At 48.5% G+C, this 13,128-nt stretch carries 14 protein-coding genes; 1 reads left to right on the forward strand and 13 read right to left on the reverse strand.

Annotated features, from left to right (window positions below):
* Positions 1-27: 27 nt before the first annotated feature.
* The 12 genes from OCV68_RS12630 to OCV68_RS12685 form a co-directional block, all read right to left on the reverse strand.
* On the reverse strand, positions 28-543 hold the full coding sequence (locus OCV68_RS12630) for a shikimate kinase (protein WP_262573179.1): 516 nt from the start codon (positions 541-543) through the stop codon (positions 28-30).
* Positions 544-553: 10 nt separating this feature from the next.
* Positions 554-1,198, reverse strand: a complete 645-nt coding sequence (locus OCV68_RS12635) for a hypothetical protein (RefSeq protein WP_262573181.1) — start codon at positions 1,196-1,198, stop codon at positions 554-556.
* A 172-nt stretch (positions 1,199-1,370) separates the two neighbouring features.
* Positions 1,371-2,255, reverse strand: a complete 885-nt coding sequence (locus OCV68_RS12640; protein WP_262573183.1) for a hypothetical protein — start codon at positions 2,253-2,255, stop codon at positions 1,371-1,373.
* 293 nt (positions 2,256-2,548) lie between these two features.
* Complete coding sequence (locus OCV68_RS12645; protein WP_262573185.1) at positions 2,549-3,079, reverse strand: flavodoxin domain-containing protein; 531 nt, start codon at positions 3,077-3,079, stop codon at positions 2,549-2,551.
* 29 nt (positions 3,080-3,108) lie between these two features.
* The gene (locus OCV68_RS12650) at positions 3,109-3,579 is read right to left on the reverse strand and encodes a MarR family winged helix-turn-helix transcriptional regulator (RefSeq protein WP_022475178.1); all 471 of its coding nucleotides are present in this window, start codon (positions 3,577-3,579) and stop codon (positions 3,109-3,111) included.
* Between the two features lie 304 nt (positions 3,580-3,883).
* Positions 3,884-5,065, reverse strand: coding sequence for a glycoside hydrolase family 130 protein (locus OCV68_RS12655; RefSeq protein ID WP_262573187.1), 1,182 nt, complete (start codon positions 5,063-5,065; stop codon positions 3,884-3,886).
* A gap of 183 nt (positions 5,066-5,248) precedes the next feature.
* Positions 5,249-6,715 (reverse strand): ABC transporter substrate-binding protein, encoded by a 1,467-nt coding sequence (locus OCV68_RS12660; RefSeq protein ID WP_262573189.1) that lies wholly within the window; start codon positions 6,713-6,715, stop codon positions 5,249-5,251.
* 299 nt (positions 6,716-7,014) lie between these two features.
* Complete coding sequence (locus tag OCV68_RS12665; RefSeq protein WP_262573191.1) at positions 7,015-8,982, reverse strand: bifunctional 4-hydroxy-3-methylbut-2-enyl diphosphate reductase/30S ribosomal protein S1; 1,968 nt, start codon at positions 8,980-8,982, stop codon at positions 7,015-7,017.
* 47 nt (positions 8,983-9,029) lie between these two features.
* Positions 9,030-9,692, reverse strand: coding sequence for a lysophospholipid acyltransferase family protein (locus OCV68_RS12670; RefSeq protein WP_022475174.1), 663 nt, complete (start codon positions 9,690-9,692; stop codon positions 9,030-9,032).
* Between the two features lie 11 nt (positions 9,693-9,703).
* The gene (gene cmk, locus OCV68_RS12675; RefSeq protein ID WP_022475173.1) at positions 9,704-10,372 is read right to left on the reverse strand and encodes a (d)CMP kinase; all 669 of its coding nucleotides are present in this window, start codon (positions 10,370-10,372) and stop codon (positions 9,704-9,706) included.
* A 14-nt stretch (positions 10,373-10,386) separates the two neighbouring features.
* Positions 10,387-11,025: an FAD-dependent thymidylate synthase gene (thyX, locus tag OCV68_RS12680; protein ID WP_147622824.1), complete on the reverse strand. Its 639-nt coding sequence runs from the start codon at positions 11,023-11,025 to the stop codon at positions 10,387-10,389.
* On the reverse strand, positions 11,026-11,535 hold the full coding sequence (locus OCV68_RS12685; protein WP_262573194.1) for a hypothetical protein: 510 nt from the start codon (positions 11,533-11,535) through the stop codon (positions 11,026-11,028).
* Positions 11,536-11,653: 118 nt separating this feature from the next.
* Between OCV68_RS12685 and spoVAC the strand changes: the two genes are divergently transcribed.
* Complete coding sequence (gene spoVAC / locus OCV68_RS12690; protein WP_022475170.1) at positions 11,654-12,094, forward strand: stage V sporulation protein AC; 441 nt, start codon at positions 11,654-11,656, stop codon at positions 12,092-12,094.
* A 1-nt stretch (position 12,095) separates the two neighbouring features.
* Here spoVAC and OCV68_RS12695 read toward each other — a convergent pair whose 3' ends face one another.
* Positions 12,096-12,845, reverse strand: a complete 750-nt coding sequence (locus OCV68_RS12695) for a PP2C family protein-serine/threonine phosphatase (protein WP_178086147.1) — start codon at positions 12,843-12,845, stop codon at positions 12,096-12,098.
* Positions 12,846-13,128 lie beyond the last annotated feature (283 nt).

Below are 13,128 nucleotides of genomic sequence, written 5' to 3' on the forward strand. Positions count from 1 at the left end.
TTCCTATCCTTTATATTTTGTCCGCATTCAGCGGGTAATGTTCACTTTTTTTATAAATTCTGCGATCTGCGCCGCAATTTGTGACGGTGCCCCTGTTCCGTCTGCCCTGAACGCCGAGTGTGCGGTGTAAAGAGCCTTCCGCTTTTCATAAAGCTCCCCCAGCGACTCCTTTGTGTTTACCGCTACAATGGGGCGGTTTGCATCGTCCTTTATCCGCTCCCAGCAGATGTCATAAGGGGTGTCGATATATACAACAACGCCGTTTTTGGCGGCAAGCTCTGCATTTTTCTCCCTGAGCATCGCACCGCCGCCGCAGGCAATGACTCCGCCGTTTTTGCCCATTTCCTCAACGGCTCTCGTCTCGGCATCACGGAAATATCCCTCGCCCTTGTCGGAAAAAATCTGCGGTATGCTCATTTTCTCACTTTTTTCTATGTAAGCGTCCATATCGGCATAAGCCGTGCCCAGCAGGTCTGCCAGAACACGCCCCACGGTAGTCTTTCCGCAGCCCATAAAGCCGCAGAGATAAACTGCTCTGCTCATATCACAACTCCTATATCTCCATTCCGCCGCCGAAATCGTCAGCAGAAAGTGCTTTCAGCCTTTCAAAAAGCTTTTCCTCAATATGCGGCCAGTACAGCGGAAACAAAAGATCCGCAAAGCCGAAAAGGAAAACGTTTTTATTTGTAAGCTCCGCCAGCTGCGGAACATTTTTAAGCACATATATCTTGAACCAGTCGGCACTGTAAGGAGGAAGCTCTTTTCCCTTTTTGGCAAGTGCTTTCATATCTTCATAGCTTTCGGGAACGGAATTCCTGTAGTTTTCCGCACCCATGGCCATAACAGCACTGTATATCTTATCCAGCTGACTGTCCGTCAAAGGGCCGCTTGCTCCCCTTAGACCTCTCAGCACAGGTATGCGCACCGCAAAGCTGTACGCCATAAGCACAAGCACCTTGTTGTACTCATCGCTTGCCATCTCAGCACAAACGCTTTTATCCGCAGAAAGCCCCAGCGACGGCAGCATATCCGCACCGCTTTCAAAGATTATCCTGAAAGCGTCCCTGATATCAACGCTGTAAAAGCTGCTGTCAGCTATGGAATAGATGTATTTCACGCTGTTGAACAGCTCTGCGCTGCCCTTGACTATGATATGTGCCAGCTCATTGACAGCGGCGCTTTCGTTTAAAAGATCCATATCTCTCCTTAGAACCTGTCTTCATAAGAAATGTGTGCGGATTTTCGAGCATAATTTTGTTGCAGAGTAGGCAAAAATCCGCAGGCGGGCTTTCGCCCGGCAAGGATTTTTAACGCAGTCTGCGGCAAAATTTGCCGAAAAGACGTGCGCATATGCTTGTGAAGACGGGTTCTTATAGCTTAAACGGCACATCCTCACGCTCCATAGCGTAAAGCTCCATATCCACCGCACCCTTGAAGCTGTCGGGGAAATAGATATTGTCGGGCAGCATGGAAAGCTCATCAGCCGCAAAGCCAAGCTCATTTTCCTCGGGAGGAGGCATATCACGCAGGTAGCTGAAAATATCCATCGCCACCTTGTCGCAGGTGCTTTCGTTCACCAGCCGAGGGCTGATATGCTCTGCCGAATCCAGCATAAAGGACAGCCGACCCGCAATGCTTTTGGCAGTCCTGCCCATAAGCTGTGTCTGCACCGCAAGTTCCGCGGGGGAGCATATCCTGAACGAACCTGAAAGCTCATTTCCGCAGCCCACATTATCCGCCGCAACGCCAAAGGCAAGGTCGAAATACTCCCGCTTGACATGACGGTCGCCGCCTGTGCGGTAAATGAACTCCGCCTTTGTCATGGCATATTCACGTATGCGCAGCACGTTTACCCACTGGTTTGACGCCCTGCCCGTCCTGTATGCGCAAAGGCGGTCAAATATTGCCTTTTCGTAATCTGTCACAGGTGAAATGCACCTGAACCACAGCCCCTCGGCGCTTATATTTTCCGAAAAACATATGCAGTCGATGATACAGTCTATGACCGCCTGAGAATATTCATTCCCCAGGCAGGCACGCACATATGGGTGGCATTTTGCCAGCTCAGTCCTTGCCATATCCTCCATTGAGGGTGACAATTCTCCCCTTTTACGCCCGTCACGGCCCGCTTCGATACATCTTTCACGGAAAGGGGCAAAATCGAAGTCGATAAAGGTACTGAGCGTTCTGCCCAGGGGAAGCTCATGCAGGCATCTGCCGTCCTTTACGGCAAATCTTATACTGTCCGTGCGCACTCCCTCCTCTGCATATAATCCGTCAATTTTATATTATAACACAGAAAAAAACTTTTTTCAACAATTTCTGAAAATTAGCGCAGGATATTTCCGTCAAAAAACCATTCTTTAACAGAAAAGCGGAACCGCAAAGCGATTCCGCAGATCACCGAAATTTTTCATTCATGCAATAATACATGATACAACCAGGATCACGGCCATAGAAAAAACCGCAGTAAACTCGATCACCGTAAATACCTTGTGTAAAATCTCTCTGATATTTGTTTTTCCCATAACCATTCCTCCTTACATTATCAGGTCATACTTTTGATAACGGCAGCGACCCTGTCCGCAGCCTCCTGCTCAAAACCCCCGCTGTAGCCGTCTATCATACCGATGATACTGAAATCACGGTCGTCCTTGTTTTCCTTCTTCATCAGCTTTTTCTTCATGCCCGAAAGGCTCAGCTTCTGACCGAAGGAAACCTTGCTTTTATCTATCTGACCCTCAACTGCCAGGCAGCTGTCGGGAGATATTACGATATTTGCCAGATATTTGTTTTTAAGTGAATCCGATGGGATATTCTCGGGAGCATCGTCCCAGACAGCAAAAACGAAAACCGTCTTTCTGTTCTGAAGCACCGTGCGGCACTTCTTTACAAAATCCGCACACTCCCATTTATCGTTATACACTCCGCCGAAAACAGCGACTGTCTGATATCTTGTAAGCTTGTCGGCAGATACCTTATCCGCCTCGAAAATATCAGTGTTAAGCTGCTTTTTGACCTCTTCCGCATACCTGCGGCTTATGCCCATTGTGGATTTCCAGATAATTGCAGCAGCCATAAAACCGCCTCCCGTTCAAACCGAGAGCATCACACCGCCGTTTCGGCGTCAAAACTGCTCTCAAAATTAAGGCAGTTATCAAGCATCCTGTCAAGGCACCTGCAAAGCACAGCTTTTTCTTCGTCGGAAATACCGTCCATAAGCATCTTTTCATGCTCTCTTCTCAGCTCGCCCAGCCTGATAGCAAGCCTGCGTGACTTTTCGGTGGTATGTATCTCCTTATGACGGCTGTCCGAAAAAGCAACCTTTCTTTCGATAAGTCCCTTGCTTTCCAGCCGCTGCACTATTCCCGTAACTGCGGGATTTGAGAGCATCAGCACCCTTTCGATATCTTTCTGAAAGAGCCGTCCGCCGCCATTCACTTCATTTTCGTAAATGCACAGCAGCACTCTCAGCTGCGACTGAGTAAGGTCCATATCTTCGAGAGCTTTATTTATGCAGCACTCAAAACGCCTTGAAAGCTGACTGATAACCAGCGCATATAAATATTCCCCGCTCATTCAAGTTCCCCCAAAGCTGCTATATGGTAACATACTGTCACAAAGTTCCAAATCGCTCAAAATCTACACATTTTTTAACAAGCAGGTTGCATATTTATCCAATTTGCTAAACTGCATAACCTGTTATGTATATTATACTACTCCGTTTCCCTTTTGTCAAGGCTGAAAAATACGGCAGATGATTTTCTCCGAAACGCACAAAGCATTCCCGTTTGTTCCGTCATTTTGCAGAATAACGTTGTTTTTTAATACATCATATCCATAAAGCAAAGGGCTGCCGAAGCAGCCCCATTGCCATTATGATTTACTTATTCTCTTCCATGAACTTCAGGTTCTTCTCAATAAGCTCGCATCTCTGCTTTACGCAGTCAACGGAGCGGAGAGAATCGGAAGGAGTGTTGAAGGTGTAGTCCATGAGCTTGTCGATGGTGGTAGCCGCAACATGAACTCTTGTGTCGGAGGAGGCGTAGTAGATATATACATCGCCGTTCTCACGAACAACAGCGCCGTTTGTGAAGCATACGTTGGAAACGTCGCCCACTCTCTCGCTGCCGTGGGGAGCAATGAACAGTCCCGAGGGAGATGCGATAAGCTTGGAGGGATCCTTCAGATCGGTAGCGAACACGTAGATAACGTATCTCAGACCTGCTGCAGTGTTTCTTACGCCGTGTGCAATGTGTATCCAGCCCTTGGGGGTCTTAATGGGCACAGCGCCTGCACCGTTCTTGACCTCGGTGATGGTGTGGTACTGTCTGGGAGAAATAACGACCTCATCTGTGCAGATAACAGGGTTTGTGATATCCTCGCAGAGTCCGAAGCATACTCCTCCGCCTGAGCCTGTCTGGATAAAGTCGTCCTGGGGACGGGTATAGAAAGCATACTTGCCGTCAACAAACTCAGGGTGAAGCACAACATTTCTCTGCTGAGGAGACTTGGACTTGAGGTTGGGAAGTCTCTCCCATGTTTTCAGGTCCTTTGTGCGGACGATTCCTGCCTGAGCGGTTGCGGCGGAAAGGTCGGAAGAGGTCTTGTCCTTGCTCTCGGAGCAGAACACGCCGTATATCCAGCCGTCCTCGTGCTGGGTAAGTCTCATATCGTAAACATTGGTCTCGTCAGGCTCGGTGTCGGGAAGACGCACGGGGAAATCCCAGAAGCGGAAGTTATCAACAGGGCTGTCGCTCTCTGCCACTGCAAAGAAGGACTTTCTGTCATTGCCCTCAACTCTTGCCACAAGGTAATACTTGCCGTTAAGGAAGATAGCACCCGAGTTCAGCACCGCATTGATACCCAGCCTCTCCATAAAATGGGGATTGGTTGCGGGGTTCATATCGTATCTCCAGATAACAGGTGCGTGTGCAGCTGTAAGCACGGGGTTCTCATATCTGTCATAGATGCCGTTGTAGGTGTCGGAAACCACGTTCCTGCGTGTGATAAGCTCTTCGTACTTAGCTATCACTCTTGCCTTGTTCTTTTCAAATTCGTTCATCAGTCATACTCCTTTTAGTGGGAAATCAATAAAATCATTATACAATATAATTGTTCAAAAAGCAATAGTGAAAAAAGCGGTAAACGTTTACCAAAATCGATTAAGATAATTTTTTGCCATTTCGCACAAAAAAAGCGGCCCCGCATATAACGAAGCCGCTTCGAATATCAGTTTTTGCGATAATTATGAAAGTGCAGTGAGCTGGTCATCAACTTCCTGTACCAGCATATCAACAACGTCAGCTATCTCTTCTCTGTTGGTAGCCCACTCAACGCCGTGGAATGCAGCTCTCAGACCGATCTGGCTGCCGCCGTCGGTGGTGAGGGAAGCAACGTCGGTGGAAACGCCTGTTGCCAGGTCAACAACGGGATACTTACGAGCAAGCTCGTTTATCTCCTTGTTGATTGCGATAAGCTCGTCAGACCACTGGAAGTCCTCCTTTGCCTTCTTGTCGGCAATGGCAATGGCATCGTCGCTGGTGTTTGCAAGACGTGTGCACTCGGAGAAGAGAGCAACGCCCTCAGGGTTAGCCGCGCCCTTACATATTACCCAGCCGTCAAGGGTAGCTGCCTGATAAGGGTCGCTGCCCTCGGGAGAGGGAACGGGTGCAAGTCCCAGATTTTCAACGGGGATCTTGGTGTTCCATGTGTCGGGATTGGACTGAACTGCCCATGCGCCGATGATGTAGAACAGCTCCTTGCCCTCGCCCATGAACTGAGGCTGCTCTGACCAGTCATAAAGGGACATATCCATTACCAGACCCTTGTTGTAAAGGCCGTACATCCAGTTCATAGCCTTTTCAATGGTAGGATCGTTCAGATTTGTTACAAGATGACCGTCAACAGCTTCAACGGAGGGAACGCCTGCGGAAAGCAGCAGAGCCTTCTCGTTCCAGTAGCCGTCAAGGCCTACCTGATCCGCATCGGGGTCAACAAACTGCTCCAGCATCTTCTCAAAGCTGTCCCAGTTCCACTCGCCTGCCTGATAAAGCTCCCAGGGGTCGTCAAGGCCCTGCTCGGAAATGGTCTGCTTGTTGTAGATAACAATGTTCTCGGCAGTTACGGAGTTAACAAGCTCATAGTGCTTGCCGTTGAAGTTGTATATCTCCATAGCCTCGCTTACATCCTGCCAGAGAGGAGAATTGAGGTCGATATAATCATCAACAGGCTGGAACATTCCGCTTACAACGCCCTTGGGAAGAGCAGCTGTATCGCAGGGGAAGAAGTCGATTCCCTCACCGCCCAGTACATATGTGGAAAGGTCGGAATATCTGGTGTTCCAGGTAGTGGAATACCACTGGATCTCTCCGCCGTATTTGCTCTTGAAGAGTGAGATATTTACAGCCTCGGAATCGCCCTTTGCGGTGGAAGGGTTGATGTCGTAGTGAGCAAGCCACTTGATGGTCTTGTTCTCAAGCTCCACATCACGCAGCTCCTTGTCAGCCACTTCTTCGAGAGTTGCTGCGTCCTCTTCTGCCAGAGTAGCAGTGTTAAGTTCAACGGTAGCTGCTGTAGTAGTGGTAGCAGTAGTAGTCTCTTCAGCGGGAGTATCGGAACCGCCGTTGGAAGAGCTGTCACCGCCGCAGGCTGTCATGCTCAGAGTAAGGGTAAGAGCAGAGATTCCTGCAAGTGTCTTCTTAAAATTCTTCATATTTACCTCCTGTTTTATATTTGACAAAACGAAAAAAACGCCTGCTGCAAAAGCGTTTTTTACACAGCGGACAAAATGCCCGCAAATCAAATAATTACATTATAATTTTATCATTTTTAGCTTATACTGTCAATGGCGTTTATATAAATTATTTTTATCACCGTTTGTACATATTGCACACTTAAACGTATTCGTAGCAGTCACATTTGCCGATATGCCACGAAATACAAGAGCTTTTTTATAATAAAATAAAGACGATATGAGAGCATTCTCATACCGTCTTTGAAATCAATATGCAATTATTCCTCGTCGGAAGCGCCGTTTTCCTCAAGAACTGCCTTGATGGAAAGGCTGATTCTCTTCTTCTCGGAGTCGATCTCAGTGATCTTTGCAGTTACCTCGTCACCAACGGAGAGAACGTCCTTAACGTTAGTTACTCTCTTGTCGGAGATCTGTGAAATGTGGATAAGACCATCAATGCCGGGAATGATCTGTGCGAATGCACCAAAAGGAGTGATGGAAACGATCTTGCACTTAACATCGTCGCCTTCCTTGTACTCATTCTCGAACTTGACCCAAGGATTGTCCTCGTCCTTCTTGTAGCCGAGGGAGATTCTTCCTGCTTCCTTGTCGAGATCCTTTACATAAACCTCGAGAACGTCGCCAACGGAAACGACCTCAGAGGGGTGCTTGATCCTGTTCCAGCTCAGCTCGGAGATGTGAACCATTCCGTCGATGCCGCCGAGGTCAACGAATGCACCGTAGGAAGTAAGAGACTTAACTTCGCCCTTGAATACGTCGCCCACCTGAACGTTCTCCCAGAACTTAGCTCTTGCTGCGTCCTTCTCAGCGGTGAGAACAGCCTTGATAGAACCTACAGCCTTGCCTCTCTGCTCGTTTACTTCGATTACCTTGAACTTAACGGTCTTCTTGAGGAGCTCCTCGAGCTTCTCGTCACGGCGCATAGTAGCCTGAGATGCAGGGATAAATACTCTTACGCCGTTGGAAAGAACGATAACGCCGCCCTTTACAACGTTTGTTACAACGCCTTCAAGAACAGTGCCCTCTTCCTTAGCCTTTGCGATCTCGTCAAAGCCCTTAAGAGCGTCAACCTTCTTCTTGGAGAGCTGAACGATGCCCTCGCTGTCGTTGATCTTTGTAACGATGAACTCAACCTCGTCGCCGACCTTAACCACGTCGCAGGGCTTGAGAGAAGGATCGTCTGTAAGTTCAGACAATGCTACATAGCCTGTGTGCTTTGTGCCGACATCAACTACAGCTTCTGTGTTTGTTACAGCAGTTATGTATCCTTTCACCCTGTTACCGGTATATATTTTTTTGAAGGAAGCGTCAAGAGCCTCTTCAAAGTTAAAGTCCTCGTCCATGTTTGTCATTTTTTCACTCATCTGGTTTTTAACCTCCTTGATTATATGTGCCGGGGTGGACGCTCCGGCAGTGATACCTATTCTGATATCACTTTTATAAGAAAAGCCTTCCGGCATTTTCAGCAATGGGATCTCCTCAGGGCCTTCAACATGAAAGCATACGCCGCAAAGCCCACTGCATATCCGAAAGAGCTTAACGGTATTGGAGCTGTGCCGCCCGCCGATGACGATCATGATATCGCTTTCGGCCGCCAGAAGCTCAGCTTCCTTCTGACGTTTCTCGGTAGCACTGCAAATAGTATCGAAGAGCACAGCCCCCTCATATAAGGAAGCTTCCGCCCTGCACTTCTGCCACATACTTATATTATACGTTGTCTGCGGCATAATTGCAACCTTTTTTTGAGGATTTTCAAAAATTTTTTTCAAAAATTCCGAAAGAGCCTTATCATCGGGCAGTATCACCGCATTTCCCGTGCAGTGCCCTGCTATCCCTATGACCTCAGGGTGAGTGCTGTCACCCATTATCACCACGGTCATGCCCTTTTGCGAGCAGTCCTCGGCGATCTTCTGGATACGCCTTACAAACGGACAGGTGCCGTCCGAATAGCCTATCCCCAGCTCTTCCAGCCTGCGGTAAACGTCAGCCCCCGCTCCGTGGGAGCGAATGACCACTCTTTCACCCTCCAAAGCCTCGTCGGGAGAGGATATTACTCTTACCCCACGCTCTTTCAGGTCGTTCACCACTGTGGGGTTGTGGATTATCTCACCCAGCGTGGCAGCCTTACAGCCGCTGTATATTTCATTATACACGAGTTTTACCGCTCTGTCAACACCAAAACAGAAACCTGCGGTCTTTGCAACGGTAATTGTGAATTTTTTCATAATTTTCAAGCTGCCTTTATGTATATTATTGCCATAAAAAGCAGAAGTTATTCAGCTTTATCGGCAGAATTTTCAGTATTTCCCGCAATGGCACCCGCATTTTCGGAAGCTATCTCGGGCTTGGGACCCTCCACCAGCTCGGTGATGGAGTCCATTATTCTTTTCTTGATGAGCTTCAGCTGCTTTGGCGAGCCGTCGCCGATGTCCAGCTCCTCCGATTTTATGAGCTTGCCTATTTTAAGTGTTACCTTGCTCCTGAAATGGAGCTTGGGGCCTTCAAAAACAATGCCCATGGGAAGAACGTCCGCTCCCGACTTTGCGGCGATGAGTGCAACGCCCGTCTTTCCCCTGCCCACTTTGTTTTCCTTGGAGCGTGTGCCCTCGGGGAATATGACCACGTTCCTGCCGCTTTCAAGGATATCAACGCAGTCGTCGATGACCTGCATATCGCCCGCACCCCTTTTTACGGGGAATGCGCCCAGGAAGCGGATAAATGCACCGAATATCTTGTTGTGGAAAAGCTCTTCCTTTGCCATGTAGGTAACGGGTCTTTTCATCGGCATGGTGAGGATAACGGGATCGGCGTAGCTTCTGTGGTTGGAAGCAATGATAACGCCCTCTTTTTCGGGAACATTCTCCCAGCCCTCTATCCTGAAGTTGTAAAACAGCTTGTAAATGCCCATTACGGTGTATCTTACAAAAGCGTTCATGTCAGTCCTCCTCAGCCCACAGCCTTTTTCACAAGGTCCATAACAGCCTTTACAGACTGCTCCAGATCAAGGGAAGTGGTATCCAGCAGAACAGCGTCCTCAGCCTGCTTCAAAGGCGCAATGGCACGGGTGGAATCGTCATGGTCACGCTTGATGATATCAGCCAGAACCTGCTCATATGAGGGTGCATTTTCCTTGTCTTTCAACTCCGCAAAGCGCCTGTCAGCCCTTGCCTCGGGGGAAGCGGTAAGAAAGATTTTCAGCTGTGCATTGGGAAGCACCACCGTTCCGATGTCTCTGCCGTCCATGATGACGTTGTTTTCCGCAGCTATCTTTCTTTGCAGGTCAAAGAGGAATGCCCTTACCTCGGGATATGCGGAAACGGAGGATGCACCCAGCGACACCTCAGGTGTGCGGATATTGCCCGAAACATCTTCGCCGTTTACAAAAACATGCTGAACGCCGTCAATAAATCTCAGCTCGGGGGATATCTCGGGAAGCAAGGCAGCTATCTTCTCCCTGTCCTTCACATCTGCGCCCTTAGTGATGCAGTAATAGGCAACAGAGCGGTAAAGCGCTCCCGTATCAACATAAATAAAGCCCATCTCAGCCGCAGCCCTGCGTGCAATGGTGGATTTTCCCGCACCTGCAGGACCGTCTATAGCAATATTGAAGCTCATATGATTACCTCTTTTCAATAAGTTCCGTCAGAAGTATTTATATCGTCAAAAATGACAGGTATGCGCTTTTTCAGCTCATCAAGCAGAGCAACGGATATCTCCCTTATCTGGGGGTGAGCCCTTTCGGCAGTTCTCAACCTGAAAAAGTGGCGCCACTCACGAAGGTTCATGGTGCATACTATCTCTGTTTTAAGGGAGTTGGGGAGAATACTCCTTGCCTCCTCAGGCTTTGCGCCAAGGGAGATAAGCTTTACGTAGGTCTTTTCTATCTCCTCCATAGCCTGCTTCCATACAGCATATTCCTCGCTGTCATCAGCCCAGAAGCAGGGGCGGATAAAGGTAAGCTCATTGCCGAACTTGTCCTTGGAATAATTGCAGTAGCGTGTGCTTTCCTGGCTGTAGCTTGCTATCCTGTGGCGGACTATCTCGTGGGTAACTCCCCTGTCGCAGATGAACTTTACAGTCAGCTTTTCATGCTCCAGAACAGACTCATGTCCCGACTTGAGTATCATGCCGATGAATTTCTCCGCAGAGCCTTCGGTTATCTTGTCCTCGCTCTTGTAGCAGACACGTCCGCAGCGCTCCAGCTTCTGCAAAATTTTTGCACCGTCGATGTCGTCCATTATTTCAAAAGAAGGTCTTATCTCTTTCATTTACGTTTCCTTTCTGCCTTGAAGCTCCACTTTAAGAATGGGATATCCCTGTTCGTAGGGCTTTATCATGGCAGGATCTTTGTCTGCCTCGGCAAATATCTTGTCGGCAAGACCGTTTTCAAGCTCCCCCACCAGTTTGTCGAGGGGCTTTGCATACATATCGGGGCATATGGAAGCCACGGATATCACACGAACGCCGTTGAACTCCATTATGCGGTAGGGCCATATCTTGCAGTCAAAGGGCTTGTTGTCGCCCAGAGTGCAGCCCTTATCAGGGTCAAGAGCAGGGCAGATAAAAAGCTCACGCTCACTGTCCCATGTCTCCTCCATGTTAAATATATAAGCGCCCGAATCGCCCTTTGAAACGAATTTCAGCTCAGGGCGTGCGGCGTGTATCTTTTCATAAAGCTCTGCGGAAACCACAGGCGTCTCCCACACATCGTACTTGTCGAAAATGCAGCAGATACGGCATTTTGCGCAGGTCTCGGGTGAAAGTATATTTCTGAGCATATTATCACCTCATCTATAAATCATACCACATTTGCGGTGCTGATGTCAATGTGAAAATCTGTCTGAATAAATCCGGTCATATATGAAATAATAAATCCAAAAAGAAAGGAATGATATTATGCCTGTCTCACAAAAAGAATACGGCGAAATGGTAAAAAAAGCCTCGCCCAACTCCAAAAGCTGCATTGATATCCCCTGTGCCTTTGTCATAGGCGGACTGATATGCGTTATAGGTCAGGCTCTTACCGACTTTTACTCATACCTTGGCTTTGATGACCGCACCTCTGCCGCATGGTGTACCGTAACGCTGGTCTTTCTCTCCGCCCTACTCACAGGTCTGGGCGTTTACGAGAAGATCGCAAAACACGGCGGAGCGGGAACTCTGGTGCCCGTAACCGGCTTTGCCAACGCCGTTGCCTCCCCTGCGGTGGAATTCAAGTCCGAGGGATTTATCCTTGGTCTGGGCGCAAAGATATTCATTATCGCAGGCCCTGTTATCCTTTACGGCACAGCAGCCTCAGTGCTGTACGGGCTTATCTACTATTTCTTATTAAGATAAGTCACACCATGGAAACTCCGACCACGGAAACGTTGTCGGGGCTTCCGTTTTTTATGGCAGCCTCCGCAAGCTTTGCAATGCGCCTGGGCAGCCTCATGGGCAGCGCCAGTATCTCTTCAAACTCGCCCTGAGTGATGTAGTCGGAAAGCCCGTCGGAGCAGATTATGATTATATCGCCCCTCTGCACTCCCCCGATTATCTCGGTGATGCAGGGCTGCGGCTCCTCGGAAGCATTGCCAAGAACCGGGAATATGACATTTTTCTGCGCATGGGTCTTTTTCTCGTCGGCGGTTATCCTGCCCTGCTCATAAAGCATCTGGACCAGCGACTGGTCAGTGGAAAGCTGACGTATGCAGCCCCCACGGCAGCGGTACATTCTGGAATCGCCCACATTCACCGCAAAAGCCCTTTCGTCCTCATCTACGGCAAGGGCGCACAGAGTGGTCTGCATATTGGCATGACCGCTGTGGACAGCCGCATATCTGCGCAGCTTGGTGTGGATATTCATAAGCTTTGCGGAAAGGTCGGTCTTTTTACCGTATTTCAGCGCCGAAAGCTGCTCCAGCGCCATGTGGGAAGCCACTTCTCCCGCATTTTCCCCGCCGACGCCGTCGGCAACGGCAGCGATAAAGGGAGCTTCCAGCTCGCATTCCTCGTGATCATCTGTAAAAACTCTTTTGTTGATAAGAACGGCGTCCTCATTGCTATCGCAGACGGCGCCCTTATCGGAAATTCCGCAGCAATAATACAAAACGGACACCTCACAATTTATGATAATACATATCCTGCATATCAGGACAGACAATATTATTATACACCCTTCATATGTCTTTTTCAATGCACATTTTCTATAGTTTTGCAGGCTGTTTTTTGTATCGGGAATTTACTCTCGGAAGGCGTTAAGAACCGATAACCGTTATTTTATCCGTTATGCGCAAAATTATTTGGTCAAATTCAACGATAATTATTTCAAATTGTTTACAAGATGTAGATTTTTTGAAGCAAGTACAACGTTTTTTAAAAAAGATATTGCA

The organism is Huintestinicola butyrica, assembly GCF_025567215.1.
Taxonomy (GTDB): Bacteria; Bacillota; Clostridia; order Oscillospirales; family Ruminococcaceae; genus Huintestinicola; species Huintestinicola butyrica.

Excerpts from the sequence above, each read along its gene's own strand:
- OCV68_RS12670 (WP_022475174.1), bottom strand. The coding sequence starts at position 9,692 with ATGAACGCTTTTGTAAGATACACCGTAATGGGCATTTACAAGCTGTTT.
- OCV68_RS12645 (WP_262573185.1), bottom strand. The coding sequence starts at position 3,079 with ATGGCTGCTGCAATTATCTGGAAATCCACAATGGGCATAAGCCGCAGG.
- OCV68_RS12635 (WP_262573181.1), bottom strand. The coding sequence starts at position 1,198 with ATGGATCTTTTAAACGAAAGCGCCGCTGTCAATGAGCTGGCACATATC.
- OCV68_RS12685 (WP_262573194.1), bottom strand. The coding sequence starts at position 11,535 with ATGCTCAGAAATATACTTTCACCCGAGACCTGCGCAAAATGCCGTATC.
- OCV68_RS12665 (WP_262573191.1), bottom strand. The coding sequence starts at position 8,982 with ATGAAAAAATTCACAATTACCGTTGCAAAGACCGCAGGTTTCTGTTTT.
- OCV68_RS12650 (WP_022475178.1), bottom strand. The coding sequence starts at position 3,579 with ATGAGCGGGGAATATTTATATGCGCTGGTTATCAGTCAGCTTTCAAGG.
- cmk (WP_022475173.1), bottom strand. The coding sequence starts at position 10,372 with ATGAGCTTCAATATTGCTATAGACGGTCCTGCAGGTGCGGGAAAATCC.
- OCV68_RS12660 (WP_262573189.1), bottom strand. The coding sequence starts at position 6,715 with ATGAAGAATTTTAAGAAGACACTTGCAGGAATCTCTGCTCTTACCCTT.
- spoVAC (WP_022475170.1), top strand. The coding sequence starts at position 11,654 with ATGCCTGTCTCACAAAAAGAATACGGCGAAATGGTAAAAAAAGCCTCG.
- OCV68_RS12630 (WP_262573179.1), bottom strand. The coding sequence starts at position 543 with ATGAGCAGAGCAGTTTATCTCTGCGGCTTTATGGGCTGCGGAAAGACT.
- OCV68_RS12655 (WP_262573187.1), bottom strand. The coding sequence starts at position 5,065 with ATGAACGAATTTGAAAAGAACAAGGCAAGAGTGATAGCTAAGTACGAA.
- thyX (WP_147622824.1), bottom strand. The coding sequence starts at position 11,025 with ATGAAAGAGATAAGACCTTCTTTTGAAATAATGGACGACATCGACGGT.